The organism is Streptomyces sp. TLI_55 (assembly GCF_900206255.1).
GTDB classification, from domain to species: Bacteria; Actinomycetota; Actinomycetes; order Streptomycetales; family Streptomycetaceae; genus Streptomyces; species Streptomyces aquilus.
Map to the genome: position 1 here is coordinate 6,941,026 of NZ_OAOJ01000001.1, position 22,580 is coordinate 6,963,605.

Sequence of the window (22,580 nt, forward strand, 5' to 3'; positions counted from 1 at the left end):
TGTGCACGGGCGCCGCCAGGAGCCGCTCGGTCCGTTTTCACTCTCCGCAGTCAAATTCCGGCCCGAAATCGATTCGTTGTCCACAGATTTCCGCCTTCCTCTGGCGTTTCGTCTCGACGACCCTCACTCTGGGTAGTGGGTAAGGGAGTTCGGGCGGACGGGGGCAGGGCATGGACGCGGTGCGGCTCATCGTGACGAGCAGGCGTGCCCTCGCGGGAAGCGGAGACGCGCCACAGATCCTGACGGAGGTCTGGCAGGCGCAGGCTCTCGCGCAGGCGATAGGAAGCAGACTCGCGGTCTTCGGACCGCCCCGACTGAGGGGCGAGGCCCTCGGGTTGACGGAGCTGGCGGGCCGGGGCTGCGGGGTCCTGGACCGCCCCGACCTCGACACCGCCGACCTCCGTGCCGCCCAGCTCACCGAACTGGGCGACGCCCGCCAGGCCCTCGTCTACCTCGGCGGCCTCCTCGGCGAGGTGGGCATAGCCCTGGTGGGCCTCGCCTGCGCGGCGGACGACGAGGGGACGTACTGGCAGTGCATGGAGGCGATCGACGCGGCCGACGAATCCCGGGACCGCGTCCGGGACATGCTGCGCAAGCTGGCGGAGGGGGATCAGGTGATGCCGGAACGGGAGGCGGGGTGAGGGCGGTCGGCGCGGCCCCGTGACTTCGATCGCCGCCCGCTCACCGGCGGCGCAGCCCTACTTGGCCTCGGTCTCCTCGGCCCCCCGCCCCGCCGACTGGAGGTCCGCGTCCAGGGCGGAGAGGTCCGCGTTGAGGGCCGCCATCAGCTCCTCCATCTGCTGCAGCAAGCCCTTCGGCCGACCGGCTTCGCCACCTTGCTGCGGGACGGATTCTTCGGACATGACGGCCTCCTCGGCCCAGGCCTCCGCGGGAGGCCGACACCTTGACGCCCGGCGCTGACCGGCCGGCGCGGGCGCCGGTCGGTCCGGCTCCGCCCGAGCAACGATCATCACCTCCGCCGGGTCACTGGCCCGGGCAGCCGCCGTGTACCGCGTTGACGGATTTCACCCGACCGGGGCGGCGCGGGGCCGGAGGGACCAGTGGGGTTGACCGGGACGGCAGCGTGCAGGATGGAGGTATGGATCTTCGCATCTTCACCGAGCCCCAGCAGGGCGCCACCTACGACACCCTTCTCACCGTCGCCAAGGCCACCGAGGATCTTGGCTTCGACGCCTTTTTCCGCAGCGACCACTATCTGAAGATGGGGTCCGCCGACGGCCTCCCCGGCCCCACCGACGCCTGGATCACCCTCGCCGGACTCGCCCGGGAGACCCGGCGCATCCGCCTCGGCACCCTGATGACCGCCGGCACCTTCCGGCTGCCCGGCGTGCTCGCCATCCAGGTCGCCCAGGTCGACCAGATGTCCGGCGGCCGTGTCGAACTGGGCCTCGGCGCGGGCTGGTTCGAGGAGGAGCACCAGGCGTACGGCATCCCGTTCCCGAAGGAGAAGTTCGGCCGCCTGGAGGAGCAGCTGGCCATCGTCACCGGCCTGTGGGAGACCAAGCTCGGCGACACCTTCGACTTCCACGGCACGTACTACGACCTGACCGGCTCGCCCGCCCTCCCCAAGCCCGCCCAGGAGAAGATCCCGGTCCTCGTCGGCGGCCACGGCCCGACCCGTACGCCGCGGCTGGCCGCGAAGTACGCCGACGAGTTCAACATGCCGTTCGCCTCCGTCGAGGACAGCGAGGCCCAGTTCGGCCGGGTCCGCGCCGCCGCCGAGGAGGCCGGGCGACGGGCCGACGACCTCGTGTACTCCAACGCCCTCGTCGTCTGCGTCGGCAAGGACGACCAGGAGGTCGCCCGCCGCGCCGCCGCGATCGGCCGCGAGGTGCCGGAGCTGAAGGCCAACGGCCTGGCGGGCTCCCCGGCGGAGGTCGTCGACAAGATCGGCCGGTACCAGGAGATCGGCTCGCGGCGCCTGTACCTCCAGGTCCTCGACCTCGACGACCTGGAGCACTTGGAGCTCATCGCCTCGCAGGTGCAGTCGCAGCTGGGCTGAGCGTCGTGGCGACCGTCCGGTGGAACACGTCCTCCGCCGGACGGTCGCGCGTCACGGCTTGCGGCCGATCCCCACGTACAGCGGAATCTCCGTACCGCCCTGTCGTTCGCCGAGCTCGGGGTGCCACTCGGCGGCCAACACCACGCCGGGGTCGAGCAGTTCGAGGCCCGTGAAGAAAGCGGAGAACTCGGCGCGGGAGCGCACCTGGGCCGCGGTGCCGCCCTTGCGGTACACCTCCACCACCCGCTCCCAGGTCTCCGGATCGAAGTCTCCGGTCGCGTGGGAGAGGGTCACGTAACTTCCGGACGGCAGCGGTGCCAGCAGCTCCCGCACGATCCGGCCGGGCTCGTCCTCGTCCGCCACCAGGTGCAGCAGCGCCACCAGGGACAAGGCGATCGGCCGCGTGAAGTCGAGCGTCTCGCGGGCCGCCGCGATGATCTTCCCCGGCTCCCGTACGTCACCCTGGACGTACGCCGTCCGCCCCTCCGGCGTGCTGTGCAGCAGCGCCTCCGCGTGCCGCAGGACGATCGGGTCGTTGTCCGCGTACACCACCCGGGCCTCGGGGGCGATCCCCTGCACGATCTGGTGGAGGTTCGGCCGGGTCGGGATGCCGGTGCCGATGTCGAGGAACTGACGGACCCCGCGCTCGGCCAGCAGCCGGGACGCGCGGTGCATGAACGCCCGGTTGGTCCGCGCCATCGCGCTCACCGCGGGAAAAAGGGCCGTCACCTGCTCGGCGGCGGCCACGTCGACGGGGTAGTTGTCCTTCCCGCCGAGGAAGTAGTCGTACATCCGCGCCGAGTGCGGCTTGCTCGTGTCCAAGCGGTCCGCGCCCGATCCGGTGTCTGTCACGTGGGGCCTCCAGGGCGAATAATTCCCGAGTGCTGCCGATGTCCGGTCTGTACGGTGTGCATATCAGCAGTTCAGACCCTACTTGAGGCCCGCCCGTGTTCCTTTCGATCACCACCATCGGCACCCCGGACCGCCCCGCCACCGACCTCGGCTATCTGCTCCACAAGCATCCCGAGAAGGCGCAGGCGTTCTCCACCTCCTACGGCAAGGCCCATGTCCTCTACCCCGAGGCGCGGCCCGAGCGGTGCACGGCGGCGCTGATGCTGGAGGTCGATGCCGTGGCGCTGGTGCGCAAGGGGAAGGGCAAGGGGCGCGGCGGGGCTCCCGACGCGGCGCTCGCGCAGTACGTCAACGACCGTCCGTACGCGGCCTCTTCGCTGCTCGCCGTGGCGCTCAGCGCGGTCTTCTCCAGCGCCATGCGCGGGGTGTGCAACGCCCGCCCCGAGCGGGCCGCGCAGCCGCTGCCGCTGCGCATCGAGGTGCCCGCGCTGCCGGCCAGGGGCGGTCCCGCACTCGTACGACGGCTCTTCGAGCCGCTGGGGTGGACCGTTGGCGTCGAACCCGTCGCGCTGGACCCGCAGTTCCCCGAGTGGGGCGACTCGCGCTACGTCCGCCTCGAACTGGAGTCCGCCACGCTGACCCTCGCCGAGGCGCTGCGGCACCTGTACGTCCTGCTCCCGGTCCTCGACGACGCCAAGCACTACTGGGTCTCCGACGACGAGGTCGACAAGCTGCTGCGCGCCGGTGAGGGCTGGCTGCCCGAGCACCCGGAGCAGAAGCTCATCACCAGCCGCTACCTCTCCCGGCGTTGGTCGCTGACCCGGCAGGCCATGGAGCGACTGGAGCTGGTGCGGCTCGCCGAGGCCGACGACAGCGAGGTCGAGGAGATCGACAACGCCGTCGAGGCCGAGACCGAGGAGGAGGCGAGGCCGACGCCGCTCGCCGTGCAGCGGCGGGACGCGATCATCGCCGCGCTCCAGGCGTCCGGTGCCGCGCGCGTGCTCGATCTCGGGTGCGGACAGGGGCAGTTGGTGCAGGCGCTGCTCAAGGACGTGCGGTTCACCGAGATCGTGGGCGTCGACGTGTCGATGCGCGCCCTCACCATCGCCTCCCGGCGGCTGAAGCTGGACCGCATGGGGGAGCGGCAGGCCTCGCGCGTCAAGCTCGTCCAGGGCTCGCTGGCCTACACCGACAAGCGGCTCAAGGGTTACGACGCCGCCGTGCTCAGCGAGGTCATCGAGCACCTCGACCTGCCGCGGCTGCCCGCCCTGGAGTACGCGGTGTTCGGCGCCGCGCGCCCGAAGACCGTCCTCGTGACGACGCCGAACGTCGAGTACAACGTCCGCTGGGAGTCCCTCCCGGCCGGTCATGTCCGGCACGGCGACCACCGCTTCGAGTGGACGCGGGAGGAGTTCCGCGCCTGGGCCGGGGCGGTGGCCGAACGGCACGGGTACGACGTGGAGTTCGTGCCGGTCGGGCCCGATGACCCCGAGGTGGGTCCGCCCACGCAGATGGCCGTGTTCACCGTACGCATGGAGAACGAGAAGGAGAAGGAGGCGAAGGCCGCATGACCGAGAACCTGACCCAGGGACGGGTCCTGCCCGTCACCGACCTCTCCCTCGTCGTCCTCGTCGGCGCCTCCGGCTCCGGCAAGTCGACCTTCGCCCGCAGGCACTTCAAGCCCACCGAGGTGATCTCCTCGGACTTCTGCCGCGGCCTGGTCTCCGACGACGAGAACGACCAGAGCGCGACGAAGGACGCCTTCGACGTGCTCCACTACATCGCCGGCAAGCGGCTCGCCGCCGGCCGGCGCACCGTCGTGGACGCCACCAGCGTGCAGTCGGACGCCCGCAAGCAGCTGATCGACCTGGCCAAGCAGCACGACGTGCTGCCCATCGCCATCGTGCTGGACGTGCCGGAGGAGGTGTGCGCCGAGCGCAACGCGGGCCGTACCGACCGCGCCGACATGCCGGTCCGGGTCATCAAGCGGCACATCCGTGAACTCCGTCGCTCGCTGCGGCACTTGGAGCGCGAGGGCTTCCGCAAGGTGCACGTCCTGCGCGGCGTCGAGGACATCGAGAACGCCACCGTCGTCACCGAGAAGCGGTTCAACGACCTGACCCACCTCACCGGCCCCTTCGACATCGTCGGCGACATCCACGGCTGCGCGAGCGAACTGGAGTCCCTGCTCGGCAAGTTGGGCTACACCGACGGCGTCCACCCGGAGGGCCGCACCGCGGTCTTCGTCGGCGACCTCGTCGACCGCGGCCCGGACAGCCCCGGTGTGCTGCGCCGCGTGATGTCGATGGTGAAGTCGGGCAACGCGCTGTGCGTGCCGGGCAACCACGAGAACAAGTACGGCCGTTACCTGAAGGGCCGCAACGTCCAGCACACCCACGGACTCGCCGAGACGATCGAGCAGATGGAGAGCGAGTCGGACGAGTTCCGTGCCGAGGTACGGGAGTTCATCGACGGGCTCGTCAGCCACTACGTCCTCGACGGCGGCCGGCTGGTGGTCTGCCACGCCGGTCTGCCGGAGAAGTACCACGGCCGTACGTCGGGGCGGGTGCGTTCGCACGCGCTGTACGGCGACACCACCGGCGAGACCGACGAGTTCGGGCTGCCGGTGCGCTACCCGTGGGCGGAGGACTACCGGGGCCGGGCGGCCGTGGTCTACGGTCACACCCCGGTCCCGGAGGCCAGCTGGCTCAACAACACCATCTGCCTGGACACCGGTGCCGTCTTCGGCGGCAAGCTCACCGCGCTGCGGTGGCCGGAGCGCGAGCTGGTCGACGTACCGGCGGAGCGGGTCTGGTACGAGCCGACGAAGCCGCTGAAGTCGGAGGCACCCGGCGGTCACGACGGGCGGCCGCTGGACCTGGCGGACGTGCAGGGGCGGCGGGTGGTCGAGACCCGGCACCAGGGCCGCGTCGCCATCCGTGAGGAGAACGCGGCGGCGGCGCTGGAGGTCATGAGCCGGTTCGCGGTGGACCCGCGGCTGCTGCCGTACCTCCCGCCGACCATGGCCCCGACCGCGACGTCGCACATCGAGGGCTACCTGGAGCACCCGGCCGAGGCGTTCAAGCAGTACGCCGAGGACGGGGTCGCGCGGGTCGTGTGCGAGGAGAAGCACATGGGGTCGCGGGCGGTGGCGCTGGTGTGCCGGGACGCGGAGGCGGCGCGCAAGCGCTTCGGTGTCGACGGGCCGACCGGTTCGCTCTATACCCGTACCGGCCGTCCGTTCTTCGACGACGGGTCGGTGACCGAGGAGATCCTCGGGCGGGTGCGCGCGGCGGTCGAAGAGGCGGGTCTGTGGCGGGAGTTGGACACGGACTGGCTGCTGCTGGACGCCGAGCTGATGCCGTGGTCGCTGAAGGCGTCGGGGTTGCTGCGTTCGCAGTACGCCGCTGTCGGCGCCGCGTCCGGGGCGGTGTTCCCGGGTGTCGTCGCCGCCCTTGAGGGCGCGGCGGCGCGCGGCGTCGAGGTCGGTGAGCTGCTGGACCGGCAGCGCGCGAGGGCCTCGGACGCGGCCGCGTTCACGGAGGCGTACCGCCGCTACTGCTGGACCACGGACGGCCTGGACGGCGTCCGCCTGGCACCGTTCCAGATCCTCGCGGTCCAGGGCCGCAGCCTCGCCGGCCTCCCGCACGACGAGCAACTCGCCCTGCTGGACCGGCTGGTGGAGCACGACGGCACCGGTCTGCTGCAGACCACCCGGCGCCTGTACGTCGACACGGCCGACCCCGAGTCGGTCCAGGCGGGCGTCGACTGGTGGCTGGAGATGACCGGCCGCGGCGGTGAGGGCATGGTCGTCAAGCCGCTGGGCGCGGTGGTGCGCAGCGGCGAGGGACGGCTCGTACAGCCCGGCATCAAGTGCCGGGGCCGGGAGTACCTGCGGATCATCTACGGTCCGGAGTACACCCGGCCGGAGAACCTCGCCCGGCTGCGCGGACGCTTCCTGAACCACAAGCGCTCGCTCGCGATCCGCGAGTACGCGCTCGGTCTGGAGGCGCTGGACCGGCTGGCCGAGGGCGAGCCGCTGTGGCGGGTCCACGAGGCGGTGTTCGGGGTGCTGGCCCTGGAGTCGGAGCCGGTGGACCCACGGCTGTGAAGTCACCGGGCCCCTCGGGGCCCGGTCACCCCACCAACCGCAACCGCTCCCGGCACACCCCCACCCGTACCGACTGCCCCCACGTCAGCTCCAGCGCGTCACCCTCCATGCCGTCCCCGAACGCGATCAGCCGCTCGGACTCGACCGTGAGCCGCAGCCGGGCGGCGGCCGTCAACTCGCCCGCCACCAGGGACGTACCGGTGGCGGGCGAGGGCCATGCCTCGCGGACGAACCACACCAGGCGTTCCTCCGCGGGGCCCGGGAGCCGCAGCTGCGCGCCCCGCTCCCGCCACACCGACCGCAGCCAGCCGGTCGCGCCCGTCCCCGTGCCCACCAGCACCCCGGAGGAGGCCTGGGCCTCGGCGACACCCCCGTCGTCGTCGAGGCCCAGGCGGTAGCGGGCGGTCTGGTGACCGGCGGCGCCCAGATAGATCTCGTTGAGGGCGAGGAGCCGCTGGGTGTCGTCGGCCACGGCCTCCACCATCGTCAGCTCGTCGACCTCACGGTCCGCGACCGCCAGCAGCCGCGCCACCTCCGAGGGCCGGTGCCGTACCAGCACACCGGGGTTGCGGCCGGGATCGCTGTCCACGCCCAACACGGGTTGCCCGGCGAGGTACTTGGCAACGTTCGCGACCAGGCCGTCCTGGCCGACCACGACCACCACGTCCTCCGGCGCGAACAGGAACCGGTCCAGATCCCGCCGCTCCACCCGGCTCTGCCGCCAGGTCAGCGGGATCGCCGCCGTCACCTCCGCCAGCGCGGCACGGGTACGGCGGTGGCGGTCCGCCAGTTCCTCGATGTCCCGGCCGCGGGAGGAGAGGAAGAACGCGGCCTGGCCGTGGGTGCCGTGGTGGGCCACCAACTCCTCGTACTCCGTGGTGCGGTGGACCAGGACGACCCTCGGGGCGAGGCTCACGCCGGGTCCCGCGGGGTGCCGAGCTTGGCGAGCAGGCCGGTCAGGACGTCCGGCGAGATGGTGACGCTGTCGATGTGCGGCAGGTTCTCCGCGAGCCGGGTGCCGGTGAGGGCGTGCAGGGTCGCCACGTCGACGTCGGCGTGCACCCGCAGCCATGCCTCCTGCGCCTGGGCCCGCGCCTCGCCCACCGCACGCACCCCTTCGGCCTCGGCCCGGGCCAACTGCACGGACCGAGCCGCCTCCGCCTCGGCGAGCTTCAGCGACCGCGTCGCCTCCGCCTCGCCCAGCTTCACCGACCGTGCGGCCTCCGCCTCCGCGAGCTTCACCGACCGCGTCGCCTCGGCCTCCGCCAGCTTCACCGACCGGGCCGCCTCCGCCCCGGCCCGTACCGCGTCCGCCGCCGCGTGTTCCTCGGCCTCGCGGCGGGCGTTCGTGCCGCGCTGCTCGACCAACTGCTCCTCACGCCGGGCGAGTTCGATCTGGCTGGCCAGTTCGTTCTCGGCGATCGTCCGCTCCCGCTCGACCGCCACCGCCCGCCGCTCGTACGTCGCCCGGTCGGCCTCCTGCTGGATCTGCTCACGGGCGGGGGTGCGCAGGGCCCGCTCCACCTCCGGCTCCGGACGCAGGGCCACGACCCGGACCGCGACCACCTCGATGCCCGTGGCCGGCAGCCGCGGTTCCGCCGCCAGGCCCGCCGCGACCCGCTCCCGCACCGCCGTCACCCCGTCCACCAGCGCCGCCGACAACGACGTACGGGCGAGGACGTCAAGGGCATGCTGCTGGGCGGTCTCGGTGAGCAGGGTGCCGAGCTGTTCCAGCGGGGTGCCGCGCCAGGCGCCGGTGTCCGGGTCGACCGAGAAGTCCAGCCGGGCCGCGGCGAGGGCCGGGTCGCTGATCCGGTAGGTCACCGTCGACTGCACCGTCACGTCCTGGAAGTCGGACGTACGGGCGTGGAAGGTCATCGCCAACTCCCGGTCGTCGACCGGCACTTCGGAGAGTGCGGCGGTCAGCGCGCGGAACCAGAAGCTCAGCCCCGGCCCGTCGTGCAGCAGCTTTCCGCCGCGGTGGTGCCGGATGTGCGCGGTCGGCGCGCCACGGAGATGGCGCCAGCCCAGGCGCCGGGTGATGTCGGCCACGAGAGCCCCCTTGTCGTCTGGAAGACGATAACCAGGGGGCGCGTTTATCGTCAAGAGGACGAGAAAGGGAAGTGGTCAAGAAGGGGGTGAATGCGGTCGCCGGTGGTCAGGATGGAGGCATGGGATTCCATGTCGACTCCGAGGCCGGGCGGCTGCGCCGCGTCATCCTGCACCGGCCGGATCTCGAGCTCAAAAGGCTCACCCCCAGCAACAAGGACGCCCTCCTCTTCGACGACGTGCTCTGGGTGCGCCGGGCGCGCGCCGAGCACGACGGGTTCGCCGACGTGCTCCGCGACCGCGGGGTCACCGTCCACCTGTTCGGCGACCTGCTCACCGAGGCCTTGTCGGTCCCGGCGGCCCGCACCCTCGTCCTGGACCGGGTCTTCGACGAGAAGGAGTACGGCGTCCTCGCCACCGACCATCTCCGCGCCGCCTTCGAGACGCTGCCCGCGCCCGCGCTCGCCGAGGCGTTGGTCGGCGGCATGACCAAGCGGGAGTTCCTCGACGCGCACGAGGAGCCGGTCTCCGTCCGCTTCCACGTCATGGACCTCGACGACTTCCTCCTGGCCCCCCTGCCCAACCACCTCTTCACCCGCGACACCTCCGCCTGGATCTACGACGGCGTCTCCGTCAACGCCATGCGCTGGCCCGCCCGGCAGCGGGAGACGGTCCACTTCGAGGCGATCTACCGGCATCACCCCCTCTTCCGCGACGAGACGTTCCGCATCTGGAGCGAGGGTCAGGCCGACTACCCCTCCACCATCGAGGGCGGCGACGTCCTCGTCATCGGCAACGGCGCCGTCCTCATCGGCATGAGCGAGCGCACCACGCCGCAGGCCGTGGAGATGCTCGCGCACAAGCTGTTCGCGGCCGGCTCGGCGCAGACGATCGTGGCGCTGGACATGCCCAAGCGGCGCGCCTTCATGCACCTCGACACCGTGATGACGATGGTCGACGGCGACACCTTCACCCAGTACGCCGGGCTCGGCATGCTCCGCTCGTACACCATCGAACCGGGCGTCGGCGACAAGGAGTTGAAGGTCACCGACCATCCGCCGGAGCACATGCACCGCGCGATCGCCGCCGCGCTGGGGCTGAGCGAGATCCGGGTGCTGACCGCCACGCAGGACGTCCACGCCGCCGAGCGCGAGCAGTGGGACGACGGCTGCAACGTGCTGGCCGTCGAGCCGGGCGTGGTCGTCGCCTACGAACGCAACGCCACCACCAACACCCACCTCCGCAAGCAGGGCATCGAGGTCATCGAGATCCCGGGCAGCGAGCTGGGGCGGGGGAGAGGGGGGCCGCGCTGTATGAGCTGTCCGGTGGAGCGTGATCCTGTATAGAAATGCCGATCGTCGTATAGACTTCCAGGGTCCCTGTCCGGTACCACCTCTGGAGCGCCCCATGGCGACTGTCCCCACCGCCCTCGCCGGGCGCCACTTCCTCAAGGAGCTCGACTTCACGGCCGAGGAGTTCCTCGGGCTGGTCGAGCTGGCCGCGGAGCTGAAGGCCGCGAAGAAGGCCGGGACCGAGACGCGGTACCTCCAGGGCAAGAACATCGCGCTGATCTTCGAGAAGACCTCGACGCGCACCCGCTGCGCGTTCGAGGTCGCCGCCGCCGACCAGGGCGCCTCGACGACGTACCTCGACCCCTCCGGCTCGCAGATCGGCCACAAGGAGTCCGTACGGGACACCGCGCGCGTGCTCGGGCGGATGTACGACGCGATCGAGTACCGCGGGCACGGGCAGGGTGTCGTAGAGGAACTGGCCGCATACGCCGGGGTCCCCGTCTACAACGGCCTCACCGACGAGTGGCACCCCACCCAGATGCTCGCCGACGTGCTCACCATGACCGAGCACAGCGACAAGCCGCTCGACGAGACGGTCTTCGCCTACCTCGGCGACTCCCGCTACAACATGGGCAACTCCTACCTGGTCACGGGCGCCCTGCTCGGCATGGACGTCCGTATCGTCGCGCCCCGGGTGCTGTGGCCGGACGAGACGATCGTCGAGGTGGCCCGGCAACTCGCCCTCGCCTCCGGCGGCCAGGTCACCCTCACCGAGGACGTGAAGGAGGGCGTGCGCCACGCCGACTTCGTCGCCACGGACGTCTGGGTGTCGATGGGGGAGCCCAAGGAGATCTGGGACGAGCGCATAGCGCTGCTCGGCCCCTACGCGGTGACCATGGACGTGCTGCGCGCCACCGGCAACCCCGGCGTGAAGTTCCTGCACTGTCTGCCGGCCTTCCACGACCTCGGCACGCGCGTCGGCCGCGAGGTCCACGAGCGGCACGGCCTCACGGAGCTCGAGGTCACCGACGAGGTGTTCGAGTCGGAGCACTCCGTGGTCTTCGACGAGGCCGAGAACCGTATGCACACCATCAAGGCGGTCCTGGTGGCGACACTCGCCTGATCAGCGCCTATTCTGTGCGGCGGCCCGGAGCCACCCCTTTCCGGGCCGCCGACCGCGACCACCGTCGCAATCATGAGAAACGAGCACCACCCGCATGCCCCGCAGAAAGTCCCCCGCCCTGCTGGTCGCCGAATCCGGCACCGACCGCGAGGGCCACGGCCTCCGTCGCACGATGGGCCTGTTCCAGCTGATCTGCTTCGGTCTCGGCGCGATCGTCGGCACCGGCATCTTCGTCGGACTGTCCGACTCGGTGGCCCAGGCGGGCCCGGCCGTCGTCGTCTCCTTCGTCCTCGCCGCGATCACCTGCGTCTTCACCGCGTTCGCCTTCGCCGAGCTGGGCGGCGCGATCCCGGTCTCGGGATCGTCGTACTCCTTCGCCTACGCCGGTCTCGGCGAGCGCACCGCCTTCCTGGTCGGCTGGTGTCTGCTCCTGGAGTACGGCGTCTCCGTGTCGGCCGTGGCGGTCGGCTGGAGCCAGTACGTCAACGAGCTCCTCGACAGCCTCGTCGGATGGCAGATCCCGGCCGACCTGTCCGCCGGCCCCGGCGACGGCGGCGTGATCAACCTCCCCGCCGTGATCGTGATCGCGCTCGCCTCGGTCCTGCTCGTGCGCGGCGTCCGGGAGAGCGCCCGCGCGACCGCCGCGATGGCGGTGCTGAAGCTCGCGATCCTCGTCGCCTTCTGCGCGATCGGGTTCACCGCCTTCAAGGACGGCAACCTCACGCCCTTCTCCCCGGCCGGCCTCGGCGGCATCGGCGCGGGCACCACGGCCGCGTTCTTCTCGTACATCGGCTTCGACGCGATCACCACGGCCGGCGAGGAGGCGAAGAACCCCCGCCGGGACATCCCGGTCGCGATCCTCGTCTGCATCGGCCTGGTCACCCTGCTGTACTGCGCGGTCGCCCTCGCCGCGATCGGCGCCATCGGCGGCGACGAGGTCGGCGGCCGCCCTGCCGCCCTGTCGTACGTCGTCAACGAGGTCACTGGCTCGTCGGTCGGCGGCGGGGTCATCGCCTTCGGCGCGGTCGTCGCCATCGCCTCCGTCGTCCTGGCGGTGATGTACGGCCAGACCCGCATCCTGATGTCCATGTCCCGCGACGGGCTGATCCCGCGCGTCTTCGAGAAGGTCTCCCCGAGGACCGCCACACCCGTCGCCGGCACCCTGATCGTCGCGGCCGTCTTCGCCGTCCCGGCGGCCTTCGCGTCCCTCGACGCGGTGGTCAACCTGTGCACCATCGGCACGCTCGCCGTGATGGCGGTCGTCAACATCGCGGTCATCGCCCTGCGCCGCACGGAACCGGGCCTCGCCCGCACCTTCCGGGTGCCGCTCTACCCCGTCGTCCCGCTGCTCGGCATCGGCTTCTGCCTGTACCTGATGTACGAGACCGGCTGGACGACCTGGATCCAGTTCGCGGTGTTCCTGGCGGTCGGATTCCTGCTCTACGTCGGTTACGGCCGCCGGAACTCGAGGCTCGGCAGGCAGGCCACGGTCACACCGGACGCCACTGCCGCGGAACCACTGGCAGTCTGAACCACACCGCCTTGCCGGACTCGGTGGGGCGGTGTCCGCAGGACGAGCTGAGGGCACGGATCAGCAGCAGCCCGCGTCCGTGCTCCTGCCAGGGGTCGGGTTCCCCGCCGTGCGGACGGGTCAGATCGCCGGGCGGCGCCGGGTCCGGGTCATGGACCTCGACCTGGCAGCCATGGGGCAGCAGCTCCACGACCAGCTCTATCGGGGAGTCCCCGGCGGTGTGCTCGACGGCGTTCGCGACCAGCTCGGCCGTCAGCAGTTCAGCGGTGTCACAGTCGGCCCCGTGCTCGAGATCGGCGAGCGCCGTCCGCACCAGCGCACGCGCCACGGGCACCGCCGCGGCGGAGTGCGGCAGCGCGATACGCCAGGAGGCGGAGGCTGAGGGGCGTTCTTGCAAGGCGGTTCCGTTCATGAGCAGGCAGTCCTGCTTTCAACCTTATGAATGGTACGGCGCCGACCAGCAGAGGCATCCGACGGGCACCGCGCGGGACCTTCGGCCCCGCTACCGGGCGGCTTACCCCCGACAACGCCCCGCCTCGCACGGCTGCTCCCCTCGTTGCCGCCCTGTCGACGAGTCGTGACGGATGTGACGGAGCCGGGTCAGATCCGGACGGCCTTATCGCGGGCTCGTGACGACAGTCAAAGATGAGTGATAACTTCGAAGGGCAGAGCGCTTAGAGCGCGGGTAGCGCACCTCACCTGGGGAGGCCGCACGCATGAGTCCCTTCACCGGCTCCGCCGCCCGAACCGCCCGCTGGGAGCATCTGCGGGTGGACCTCACCGCGGGCGTCGCCACCGTCACGCTCGCCCGCCCCGACAAACTCAACGCGCTCACCTTCGGCGCCTACGCCGACCTGCGCGACCTCCTCGCCGAGCTGTCCCGGGAGCGCTCGGTGCGGGCCCTCGTCCTGGCCGGTGAGGGACGGGGCTTCTGCTCCGGCGGCGACGTCGACGAGATCATCGGCGCGACCCTGTCGATGGACACGGCCCAGCTCCTCGACTTCAACCGGATGACGGGGCAGGTCGTGCGGGCCGTACGGGAGTGCCCGTTCCCGGTGATCGCGGCGGTGCACGGTGTTGCCGCGGGCGCGGGGGCGGTCCTCGCCCTCGCCGCGGACTTCCGGGTGGCCGACCCGACCGCCCGGTTCGCCTTCCTGTTCACGCGGGTGGGCCTGTCCGGCGGCGACATGGGCGCGGCCTACCTGCTGCCCCGGGTGATCGGCCTGGGCCACGCGACGCGGCTGCTGATGCTGGGAGAGCCGGTGAGGGCCCCGGAGGCCGAGCGGATCGGCCTGATCAGCGAGCTGACGGACGAGGGCAGGGCGGACGAGGCCGCGGGCGCCCTGGCCCGCCGCCTGGCCGACGGCCCGGCGTTGGCGTACGCCCAGACGAAGGCGCTACTGACGGCGGAACTGGACATGCCACTGGCGGCGGCGGTGGAACTGGACGCGTCGACACAGGCGTTGTTGATGAACGGCGAGGATTACGCAGAGTTCCATAAGGCGTTCAAGGAAAAGCGAGCTCCCAAATGGAGCGGACGGTGACTGCGCCGACCCCAGGGGCGCGGGGAACTGCGCGACCAGCCACAGACGACCGTCAGCCGCCGTCCACGCTCAGCCACCCCCTACGCGTCGCGATCATCGGCGGCGGCCCCGGCGGCCTCTACGCAGCGGCGTTGCTGAAACGTCTCGATCCCGCCCGCGAAGTCACCGTCTGGGAACGCAACGCCCCCGACGACACCTTCGGCTTCGGCGTCGTCCTCTCCGACGAAACACTCGGCGGCATAGAACACGCCGACCCACAGGTCTACGAGGCCCTCCAACAGGACTTCATCCGCTGGGACGACATCGACATCGTCCACCGAGGAACCCGCCACACCTCCGGAGGACACGGTTTCGCCGCCCTCGGCCGCAAACGCCTGCTGGAGATCCTCCACGCCCGCTGCCACGACCTCGGCGTAGACCTCCGCTTCCGCACCGAAGCCCCGCCCGACCTCGCCGACACCCACGACCTCGTCATCGCCGCCGACGGCATCAACAGCACGACCCGCGAGGCACACCGGCAGGTGTTCCGCCCCCAGGTGACCACCCACCGCTGCCGCTACATCTGGCTCGCCGCCGACTTCGCCTTCGAGGCCTTCCGCTTCGAGATCGCCGAGACCGAACACGGCGTGATGCAGCTGCACGGCTACCCGTACGCGCCCGACGCCTCCACCGTGATCGTCGAGATGCGCGAAGAGGTCTGGCAGGCGGCCGGTTTCGCGGACCTCGACACCCAGGGGTCCCTCGACCGCTGCGCCAAGATCTTCACCGACGCCCTCGGCGGCAGGCCGCTGCACTCCAACAACTCGGCCTGGACCACCTTCCGTACGGTCGTCACCGCGCACTGGTCCCACGGCAACACCGTGCTGCTCGGCGACGCCGCCCACACCGCGCACTTCTCCATCGGCTCCGGCACCAAGCTCGCCGTCGAGGACGCCCTCGCCCTCGCCGCCTGTCTGGAGGAGCAACCGGACCTGCCCTCGGCACTCCAGGCCTACGAGGACGAACGCAAACCCGTCGTGGCCTCCACGCAGCGCGCCGCCCGCGCCAGCCTGGAGTGGTTCGAGGACCTGGCCCGCTATCTCGACCAGCCGCCACGCCAGTTCGCGTTCAACCTCCTCACCCGCAGCCGCCGCGTCACCCACGACAACCTGCGCCTGCGCGACGCCCGCTTCACAGGCGCGGTGGAGCGCGAGTTCGGCTGTCCGCCCGGCACGCCCCCGATGTTCACGCCGTTCCGGCTGCGCGGACTGACCTTGCGCAACCGGGTCGTGGTCTCGCCGATGGACATGTACTCCGCCACCGACGGCCTCCCCGGCGACTTCCATCTCGTCCACCTGGGAGCGCGGGCGCTCGGCGGCGCGGGCCTGGTGATGACCGAGATGGTGTGCGTGAGCGAGGAGGGCCGGATCACCCCCGGCTGCACCGGCCTCTACAACGGCAAGCAGGCCGAGGGGTGGCGGCGGATCACCGACTTCGTGCACACCCAGGCGCCGGGCACCGCGATCGGCGTGCAGCTAGGCCACTCCGGCCGCAAGGGCTCGACCAAGCTGATGTGGGAGGGCATGGACGAACCGCTGCCCGACGGCAACTGGCCCCTCGTGGCCGCGTCCGCACTGCCGTACAAGCCCGCCAGTCAGACCCCGCGTGAACTCACCCGTGCCCAACTCACCGATCTCCGCGAGCAGTTCACTGCGGCCGCCTGGCGGGCCGCCCGCGCGGGCTTCGACCTCCTCGAACTCCACTGCGCGCACGGCTACCTGCTCTCCGGCTTCCTCTCCCCGCTCACCAACCGCCGCACCGACGCCTACGGCGGCACGCTCGCCAAGCGCCTGCGCTTCCCCCTCGAAGTCTTCGACGCCATCAGGGGCGTATGGCCCGACGAACGGCCCATGACCGTCCGCATCTCCGCCACCGACTGGGCCGAGGGCGGCACGACGGCCGAGGACGCCGTCGAGATCGCCCGCGCCTTCGCCGCGCACGGCGCCGACGCGATCGACGTGTCGACCGGGCAGGTCGTGGCCGAGGAGCAGCCGGAGTTCGGGCGCTCGTACCAGACGCCTTTCGCGGACCGTATCCGCCACGAGACCGGCATTCCGGTGATCGCGGTCGGCGCGATCTCCTCCTGGGACGACGTCAACTCCCTGATCCTGGCCGGGCGCACGGACCTGTGCGCCCTCGCCCGCCCGCACCTCTACGACCCGCACTGGACCCTGCACGCCGCCGCCGAGCAGGGGTACGACGGCCCCGGCGTCGTCTGGCCGGCCCCGTACCAAGCGGGCAGCCGCCGCCCGCAGACCGGACGCACGGACGCCCCCAAGCCCCGGCTGACGCTGGGGACTTGAGTCACCTGGCAGCGGGCATGGGATCACACGCCGACGAAAGCGGCCCCCGCGTCCCGCAGCCGCGCGTGCAGCCCCCGGAACACCGCCGCCGAGCGGCTGCCCGGCCAGTCCTCGGGGAGCAGCCGGGCGGGCAGGCCGGGGTCGATGTAGGGGAGGTGGCGCCAGGAGTCCAGGGCGAGGAGGTAGTCGCGGTAGGCCTCGTCGGGCGGGGTGTCCTCGCGGTCCTCCCAGGCGTGCAGCACGCGCGCGTGCCGGTCGAGGAAGGCGTCGTGCTCCTTGGCGATCGCCGCCAGGTCCCACCAGCGGGCGACCGCGTCGGCGGTGGCGGCGAAGCCGAGGTGCTCGCCGCGGAAGAGGTCGACGTACGGGTCGAGGCGCAGCCGCTCCAGGGTGTGCCGGGCCTCCTCGTACAGCCGCGCCGGCGCGAGCCACACGCCCGGCGCCGCGGTCCCGAATCCCAGGCCGGCCAGCCGGGAGCGCAGCACGTGCCGCTTCTGCCGCTCCGACTCCGGGACGGAGAACACCGCGAGGACCCAGCCCTCGTCCTCGGGCGGTGCGACGGCGTAGATGCGGCGGTCGCCGTCCTCCAGCAGCTGGCGGGCGTCGGGGGAGAGTTCGTATCCGGCCGCACCCTGCGCGGTGCGGGAGGGCACGAGCAGTCCGCGGCGTTTGAGCCGGGACACGGAGGATCTGACGGAGGGCGCGTCCACGCCGACCGCGGCCAGCAGCCGGATCAGCTCGGCGACCGGTACCGGGCCGGGCACGAAGCGGCCGTAGGCGCCGTAGAGCGTGACGATGAGAGACCGTGGTGCATGCTGGTCGGACACGTTGATCATCTTAGGTCGTCGGCATCACTGCTGGTCACCCTCGGTGCGCAGGCGGAAGCGCTGGAGCTTGCCGGTCGCGGTGCGGGGGAGCGCGTCCAGGAAGACGATCTCGCGCGGACATTTGTACGGCGCCAGCTCCGACTTGAGATACGCGCGCAAGGTCTCGGCGTCCCGTTCGGCGCCCTCCTTGACGACCGCGTACGCCACCACCACCTGCCCGCGTGCCTCGTCGGGGCGCCCCACCACCGCGGCCTCCACCACGTCCGGATGCCGCAGCAGCGCGTCCTCGACCTCCGGGCCCGCGATGTTGTACCCGGCCGAGATGATCATGTCGTCCGCGCGGGCGACGTACCGGAAGTAGCCGTCGCCCTCACGGACGTAGGTGTCACCGGTGATGTTCCAGCCGAAGCGCACGTACTCGCGCTGCCGCGGATCGGCGAGGTACCGGCACCCGACCGGCCCGCGCACGGCGAGCAGCCCGGGTTCCCCGTCGGGCCGGTCCTGGCCCTCCTCGTCGACCACGCGCGCGTGCCAGCCGGGTACCGGCACCCCGGTGGTCCCCGGCCGGATGTGCTCGTCGGCGGCGGAGATGAAGATGTGCAGCAGCTCGGTCGCGCCGATGCCGTTGATGATCCGCAGTCCGGTCCGCTCCTGCCAGGCCCGCCAGGTGGCGGCGGGCAGGTTCTCCCCGGCGGAGACACAGCGGCGCAGCGCGGAGATGTCGTACGAGTCGAGCTCGTCGAGCATCGCGCGGTAGGCGGTCGGGGCGGTGAACAGCACCGAGACCCGGTGCTCGGCGAGGGCGGGCAACAGCTGCCGGGGACCGGCCTGTTCGAGCAGCAGCGCGCTCGCGCCCGCCCGCATCGGGAAGACGACGAGCCCGCCGAGCCCGAAGGTGAAGCCGAGCGGGGGACTGCCGGCGAAGACGTCGTCCGCGTGCGGCCGCAGCACGTGCCGGGCGAAGGTGTCGGCTATGGCGAGGACGTCCCGGTGGAAGTGCATGCAGCCCTTGGGGCGCCCGGTGGTGCCGGAGGTGAAGGCGATCAGCGCCACGTCGTCGGCCGAGGTCCGCACGGCCGGGTACGGGGTGTCCGGCGCCGTCCGGTTCAGCAGGTCGTCGGGGGCGTCACCGCCGTACGTGGTGATCCGCAGCCCCGGTATCTCGGCCTTGGCGAGGTCGTCCACGGCCCGGATGTCGCACAGGGCGTGCCCGATCTGCGCGATCTCGCACATCGTGGCCAGCTCGTGCGGCCGCTGCTGGGCCAGCACCGTGACCGCGACCGCCCCCGCCTTCAGCACGGCCAGCCAGCAGGCCGCCAGCCACGGTGTGGTCGGGCCGCGCAGCAGGACGCGATGGCCGGGGACGACGCCCAGCTCGCCGGTGAGGAGATGCGCGAGCCGGTCCACGCGGGCGCGCAGGGTGCCGTACGTCCAGGAGTCGCCGGACGGGGTGTGGAAGACGGGGCTGTCGTCGGGCGGGCCGGTCAGCAGCTCGTCGGCACAGTTCAGCCGATCGGGGTACCGCAGCTCCGGCAGATCGAAGACGAGTTCGGGCCACTGGTCCGGGGGCGGGAGATGGTCGCGCGCGAAGGTGTCGACGTGGGCCGAGGGGTTCAGGCGCGGATTCATGCTGGGTCGCCCCCTTGCCTTGTGGGCGTCGTGGGTGGGCTCGCGCAACGAGCGTATCGTCTTGGTGACGACAGTCAATGGGACGCGATATCGTCGGCGAAGGGCCCAGGGGACGCCGCCGGGGCCAGCGGAGAGAGAGGACCGGCAATGCCCGCATTCTCGCTCGATCCGGCACAAACCGCCTGGTGCGCGGAGCTGCGCGCGCTGGCCGCGGACCGGCTGCGCCCGCTCGCCGAGAAGGGCGAGCCCGGGCAGGTGAACCGCCCGCTGGTCGCCGAACTCGGCCGACTCGGCCTGCTGGAGCGGCTGTTCGGCTCCGGCGCCCTCGACCTCTGTCTGATGCGGGAGTCCCTGGCGTACGCGTGCACCGAGGCGGAGACGGCCCTCGCGCTCCAGGGGCTGGGCGCCCACCCGGTGCACGCCCACGGCACCCCGGCCCAGCGCGACCGCTGGCTGCCGCGGGTCGGTGCGGGCAGCGCGGTGGCGGCGTTCGCGCTGAGCGAGCCGGGGGCGGGCTCGGACGCGGCCGCGCTGTCCCTGACCGCCCGCCCCGACGGCCCGGGCCGCTGGCGGCTCACCGGCGAGAAGTGCTGGATCTCCAACGCCCCCGAGGCCGACTTCTACACGGTCTTCGCGCGGACGGGCGGCGCTGCGGGTGCCCGCGGCGTGACCGCCTTCCTCGTCCCCGCCGACCGCCCCGGCCTCACCGGCACCGCCCTCGACATGCTCTCCCCGCACCCCATCGGCGCCCTCGCCTTCGACGCCGTACCCGTCACCGCCGACGACGTGCTCGGCGAGGTGGACCGCGGCTTCCGGGTGGCGATGGGCACGCTGAACCTCTTCCGGCCCAGCGTCGGCGCCTTCGCGGTGGGCATGGCCCAGGCAGCCCTGGACGCCACCCTCGCGCACACCGCCCGACGGGACGCGTTCGGCGGCAAGTTGAAGGACCTCCAGACGGTCGCCCACGAGGTCGCCGAGCTGGCCCTGCGCACGGACGCCGCCCGCCTCATGGTCCACGCGGCGGCGACGGCGTACGACGCAGGCGCCCCGGACGTCCCCAAGCGCGCCGCGATGGCGAAGCTGCTGGCCACCGAGACCGCGCAGTACGTCGTCGACAAGGCCGTCCAGCTGCACGGCGCACGGGCGTTGGAGCGCGGGCATCTGCTGGAGCACCTGTACCGGGAGGTGCGGGCGCCACGGATCTACGAGGGGGCGAGCGAGGTGCAACGGGGCATCATCGCGAAGGAGTTGTACGCCGAGCGAGAGGGGACCCGATGAGCACCGAGCGCGTCAACCCGCCCGAGCTGTCCCCGCCGACGGGGTTCTCGCACGCGGTGGTGGCGACGGGGTCGCGGGTGGTGTTCCTGGCCGGTCAGACGGCGCTGGACACCGACGGGAAGGTGGTGGGGGAGACGCTGCCCGAGCAGTTCGAGCGGGCGCTGGCCAACCTGTTGGCGGCCCTGCGGGCGGCGGGCGGTACCCCGGCGGACCTGGCTCGCGTCACGGTGTACGCCACGGATGTCGCCGAGTACCGGGCCAGGGCGGCCGAACTGGGCCGTATCTGGCGGGAGTTGGCGGGCCGGGACTATCCGGCGATGGCGGTGGTGGGGGTGGTCCGGCTCTGGGACGAGCAGGCGCTGCTGGAACTGGACGGCTTCGCCGTACTGCCCTAGCGGCTCAGGCCGCCATGGCCAGCGGCACGCGGTGAGGCTGGACGACCCGCCCGTCCGGCAGCAGTTCCCCGCTGTCGTCGAACACGATCGAGCCGTCGCACAGCAGGCTCCACCCCTGCTCGGGGTGGGCGGACACGACGTGCGAGCCAGTGGCCTCGGAGGCAGAGCACGAAGGCTGGTGTGAACACATGGCGCACCTCCACATCGGGCGGACGGTCCCTCCGGCTTCTCCGTGCGGGGCGTCCGTATGGATAGACCATGCTCCCGTCGCGAACTCACCGGAACGGCCCGGCGCCAACCGTGACAACACGCGGACAACACCCGGACGGATCCCGGAAGACCGCCGCGGACTCGCCACCGAAGGAGTGACGATCACGCCCGTCGAGGCGCCCGACCGGTACCAGTGGAGGCCCCTGCTCGTACTCCACTGACCTGGGAGATCCCCGTGTTCGTACGCCCCGCCCTCGCCGCCGCCACCCTGCTCCTCCTGGCCGCCGCGCCCGTCGCCGTCGCCGACTCCTACGAGACCGTGACCGTCGACCCGACCGGCACCCTCGCCGAGGACGGCACCGTCACGCTCTCCGGCACCTACCGCTGCCTCGGCAATACGGGCCCGGCCTTCGTGAGTTCCTCCGTCGGACAGAAGTCGCCGTCCGTCCGCCACGGCATCGGCGGCACCCGTGCCGTCTGTGACGGCGCCGAGCACCGCTGGGAGAACAGCGGCGCGGTCGACGCCGGCACCCTTGAGCCCGGCGCGGCCCACGTCGAAGCCACGGTGATGGAACTGCACCCGCAGGGCGGCCTGCCGCTGCCCCGCTTCCACGCGGCCCAGCAGCAGGACGTCACGTTGACGACCGCGGGCTGACCCGCTCCGACCTCATGGGCCGCCGCCGGCTCCGGACGCCGCTGCCGCTGCGCGGGTCCCGCGTCAGGAGCCGGCCGGCTCGCCGTCGAGTGTCGCCAGCCCCGCACGCAGGAAGGCGATCGCCCGGTCGATGTTCGCCTCCTGGGCGTGATGGCACACCTCGCTGACGACCGCCGCCGCGGCGGCCGCGGCCATCCGGGGCCCGAAGTCGTCGGGCGCGTCGCCGCGTTCCTCGGCGAGGATGCGGGCGCCCTCCTGGATGACCTCCGTGAGGCGGACGTTGGTGACGGCCTTGAGCTGCGGGTTGAGGTCGAGCATGCGCTCATGGAGGTCGTCCAGGTCGTCCGCCTCGGCGAGGTCCGCGCGCAGCCACGCCTCCAGGGCGTCCAGGGTCGTCCAGCCCTCCGCCCGCTCCCGCAACGCCGTGGCCAGCCGGTCCGCCAGCTCGTCGAAGTGGGACGTCGCCAGCTCCAGCTTGGACGGGAAGTAGAGCGTGACGGTACGCGGGGAGACCTCCGCCGCCGCCGCGATGTCGGCGATCGTCGTCGCCTCGAAGCCGCGGTCGGCGAACAGCTCGTACGCGGCCCGCAGGATCGCTTCCCTGCGCCGCGCCTTGGACCGTTCACGCAGACCCTCGCTCATCATGCCCGGACTTTACCATCGCTCTTTACCTTTGACGGTAAATTTACAACTGACTGTAAAAATGCCGTACGGTGTAA

21 protein-coding genes are annotated in these 22,580 nt (G+C 71.8%); 12 read left to right on the forward strand and 9 right to left on the reverse strand.

Annotated elements, in window-relative coordinates:
- Nucleotides 1-170 precede the first annotated feature (170 nt).
- On the forward strand, nucleotides 171-641 hold the full coding sequence (locus CRP56_RS31990; RefSeq protein ID WP_097269866.1) for a DUF6099 family protein: 471 nt from the start codon (nucleotides 171-173) through the stop codon (nucleotides 639-641).
- 57 nt (nucleotides 642-698) lie between these two features.
- Here the strand turns inward: CRP56_RS31990 and CRP56_RS47755 are convergent, their stop codons facing one another.
- Nucleotides 699-863: a hypothetical protein gene (locus CRP56_RS47755; protein ID WP_165951269.1), complete on the reverse strand. Its 165-nt coding sequence runs from the start codon at nucleotides 861-863 to the stop codon at nucleotides 699-701.
- A gap of 236 nt (nucleotides 864-1,099) precedes the next feature.
- Between CRP56_RS47755 and CRP56_RS31995 the strand changes: the two genes are divergently transcribed.
- Nucleotides 1,100-2,023: an LLM class F420-dependent oxidoreductase gene (locus CRP56_RS31995; RefSeq protein ID WP_097269867.1), complete on the forward strand. Its 924-nt coding sequence runs from the start codon at nucleotides 1,100-1,102 to the stop codon at nucleotides 2,021-2,023.
- A gap of 51 nt (nucleotides 2,024-2,074) precedes the next feature.
- Here the strand turns inward: CRP56_RS31995 and CRP56_RS32000 are convergent, their stop codons facing one another.
- Nucleotides 2,075-2,875 carry an SAM-dependent methyltransferase gene (locus CRP56_RS32000; RefSeq protein WP_097269870.1) on the reverse strand — a complete coding sequence of 267 codons (801 nt, stop codon included), beginning with the start codon at nucleotides 2,873-2,875 and terminating at the stop codon, nucleotides 2,075-2,077.
- A 95-nt stretch (nucleotides 2,876-2,970) separates the two neighbouring features.
- On the opposite strand from CRP56_RS32000, the gene CRP56_RS32005 reads away from it, so the two are divergent.
- Nucleotides 2,971-4,446, forward strand: a complete 1,476-nt coding sequence (locus CRP56_RS32005; RefSeq protein WP_097269872.1) for a 3' terminal RNA ribose 2'-O-methyltransferase Hen1 — start codon at nucleotides 2,971-2,973, stop codon at nucleotides 4,444-4,446.
- Nucleotides 4,443-6,986: a polynucleotide kinase-phosphatase gene (locus tag CRP56_RS32010; protein ID WP_097269874.1), complete on the forward strand. Its 2,544-nt coding sequence runs from the start codon at nucleotides 4,443-4,445 to the stop codon at nucleotides 6,984-6,986. Before CRP56_RS32005 ends, CRP56_RS32010 begins: the two co-directional genes overlap by 4 nt.
- A gap of 25 nt (nucleotides 6,987-7,011) precedes the next feature.
- Here CRP56_RS32010 and CRP56_RS32015 read toward each other — a convergent pair whose 3' ends face one another.
- Nucleotides 7,012-7,902, reverse strand: a complete 891-nt coding sequence (locus tag CRP56_RS32015) for an NAD(+)/NADH kinase (RefSeq protein WP_097269876.1) — start codon at nucleotides 7,900-7,902, stop codon at nucleotides 7,012-7,014.
- The gene (locus CRP56_RS32020) at nucleotides 7,899-9,038 is read right to left on the reverse strand and encodes an SPFH domain-containing protein (protein WP_097269878.1); all 1,140 of its coding nucleotides are present in this window, start codon (nucleotides 9,036-9,038) and stop codon (nucleotides 7,899-7,901) included. The genes CRP56_RS32015 and CRP56_RS32020 overlap by 4 nt, the downstream gene beginning before the upstream one ends.
- Before the next feature lie 119 nt (nucleotides 9,039-9,157).
- Here CRP56_RS32020 and CRP56_RS32025 point away from each other — a divergent pair, with 119 nt between their 5' ends.
- The 3 genes from CRP56_RS32025 to CRP56_RS32035 all read left to right on the forward strand — a co-directional run bounded on the left by CRP56_RS32025 (nucleotide 9,158) and on the right by CRP56_RS32035 (nucleotide 12,981).
- Nucleotides 9,158-10,381: an arginine deiminase gene (locus CRP56_RS32025; protein WP_097269880.1), complete on the forward strand. Its 1,224-nt coding sequence runs from the start codon at nucleotides 9,158-9,160 to the stop codon at nucleotides 10,379-10,381.
- Nucleotides 10,382-10,442: 61 nt separating this feature from the next.
- Complete coding sequence (gene argF / locus CRP56_RS32030; RefSeq protein ID WP_097269882.1) at nucleotides 10,443-11,450, forward strand: ornithine carbamoyltransferase; 1,008 nt, start codon at nucleotides 10,443-10,445, stop codon at nucleotides 11,448-11,450.
- Between the two features lie 94 nt (nucleotides 11,451-11,544).
- Entirely contained in the window at nucleotides 11,545-12,981 is a 1,437-nt protein-coding gene (locus CRP56_RS32035) for an amino acid permease (RefSeq protein WP_097269884.1), read from the forward strand.
- On the opposite strand, the gene CRP56_RS32040 is transcribed toward CRP56_RS32035, so the two are convergent.
- Nucleotides 12,941-13,393, reverse strand: coding sequence for an ATP-binding protein (locus tag CRP56_RS32040; protein ID WP_097269886.1), 453 nt, complete (start codon nucleotides 13,391-13,393; stop codon nucleotides 12,941-12,943). The genes CRP56_RS32035 and CRP56_RS32040 overlap by 41 nt on opposite strands.
- 304 nt (nucleotides 13,394-13,697) lie before the next feature.
- Here CRP56_RS32040 and CRP56_RS32045 point away from each other — a divergent pair, with 304 nt between their 5' ends.
- Together CRP56_RS32045 and CRP56_RS32050 are read left to right on the forward strand one after the other, a co-directional pair.
- Nucleotides 13,698-14,525 (forward strand): enoyl-CoA hydratase family protein, encoded by an 828-nt coding sequence (locus tag CRP56_RS32045; RefSeq protein WP_097269888.1) that lies wholly within the window; start codon nucleotides 13,698-13,700, stop codon nucleotides 14,523-14,525.
- On the forward strand, nucleotides 14,510-16,867 hold the full coding sequence (locus CRP56_RS32050; protein ID WP_097269890.1) for a bifunctional salicylyl-CoA 5-hydroxylase/oxidoreductase: 2,358 nt from the start codon (nucleotides 14,510-14,512) through the stop codon (nucleotides 16,865-16,867). The genes CRP56_RS32045 and CRP56_RS32050 overlap by 16 nt, the downstream gene beginning before the upstream one ends.
- 23 nt (nucleotides 16,868-16,890) lie before the next feature.
- On the opposite strand, the gene CRP56_RS32055 is transcribed toward CRP56_RS32050, so the two are convergent.
- Nucleotides 16,891-17,703 (reverse strand): PaaX family transcriptional regulator, encoded by an 813-nt coding sequence (locus tag CRP56_RS32055; RefSeq protein WP_097269892.1) that lies wholly within the window; start codon nucleotides 17,701-17,703, stop codon nucleotides 16,891-16,893.
- A 15-nt stretch (nucleotides 17,704-17,718) separates the two neighbouring features.
- On the reverse strand, nucleotides 17,719-19,323 hold the full coding sequence (locus tag CRP56_RS32060) for an AMP-binding protein (RefSeq protein ID WP_257041285.1): 1,605 nt from the start codon (nucleotides 19,321-19,323) through the stop codon (nucleotides 17,719-17,721).
- Between the two features lie 147 nt (nucleotides 19,324-19,470).
- On the opposite strand from CRP56_RS32060, the gene CRP56_RS32065 reads away from it, so the two are divergent.
- Nucleotides 19,471-20,601, forward strand: a complete 1,131-nt coding sequence (locus tag CRP56_RS32065; protein WP_097269894.1) for an acyl-CoA dehydrogenase family protein — start codon at nucleotides 19,471-19,473, stop codon at nucleotides 20,599-20,601.
- On the forward strand, nucleotides 20,598-20,996 hold the full coding sequence (locus tag CRP56_RS32070; protein ID WP_097269896.1) for a RidA family protein: 399 nt from the start codon (nucleotides 20,598-20,600) through the stop codon (nucleotides 20,994-20,996). Before CRP56_RS32065 ends, CRP56_RS32070 begins: the two co-directional genes overlap by 4 nt.
- A gap of 4 nt (nucleotides 20,997-21,000) precedes the next feature.
- Here the strand turns inward: CRP56_RS32070 and CRP56_RS32075 are convergent, their stop codons facing one another.
- The gene (locus CRP56_RS32075) at nucleotides 21,001-21,186 is read right to left on the reverse strand and encodes a DUF5999 family protein (protein WP_097269898.1); all 186 of its coding nucleotides are present in this window, start codon (nucleotides 21,184-21,186) and stop codon (nucleotides 21,001-21,003) included.
- A gap of 255 nt (nucleotides 21,187-21,441) precedes the next feature.
- On the opposite strand from CRP56_RS32075, the gene CRP56_RS32080 reads away from it, so the two are divergent.
- Entirely contained in the window at nucleotides 21,442-21,861 is a 420-nt protein-coding gene (locus tag CRP56_RS32080; protein ID WP_097269900.1) for a DUF6299 family protein, read from the forward strand.
- A gap of 63 nt (nucleotides 21,862-21,924) precedes the next feature.
- On the opposite strand, the gene CRP56_RS49130 is transcribed toward CRP56_RS32080, so the two are convergent.
- On the reverse strand, nucleotides 21,925-22,506 hold the full coding sequence (locus tag CRP56_RS49130) for a TetR/AcrR family transcriptional regulator (RefSeq protein WP_097269902.1): 582 nt from the start codon (nucleotides 22,504-22,506) through the stop codon (nucleotides 21,925-21,927).
- Between the last annotated feature and the right edge of the window lie 74 nt (nucleotides 22,507-22,580).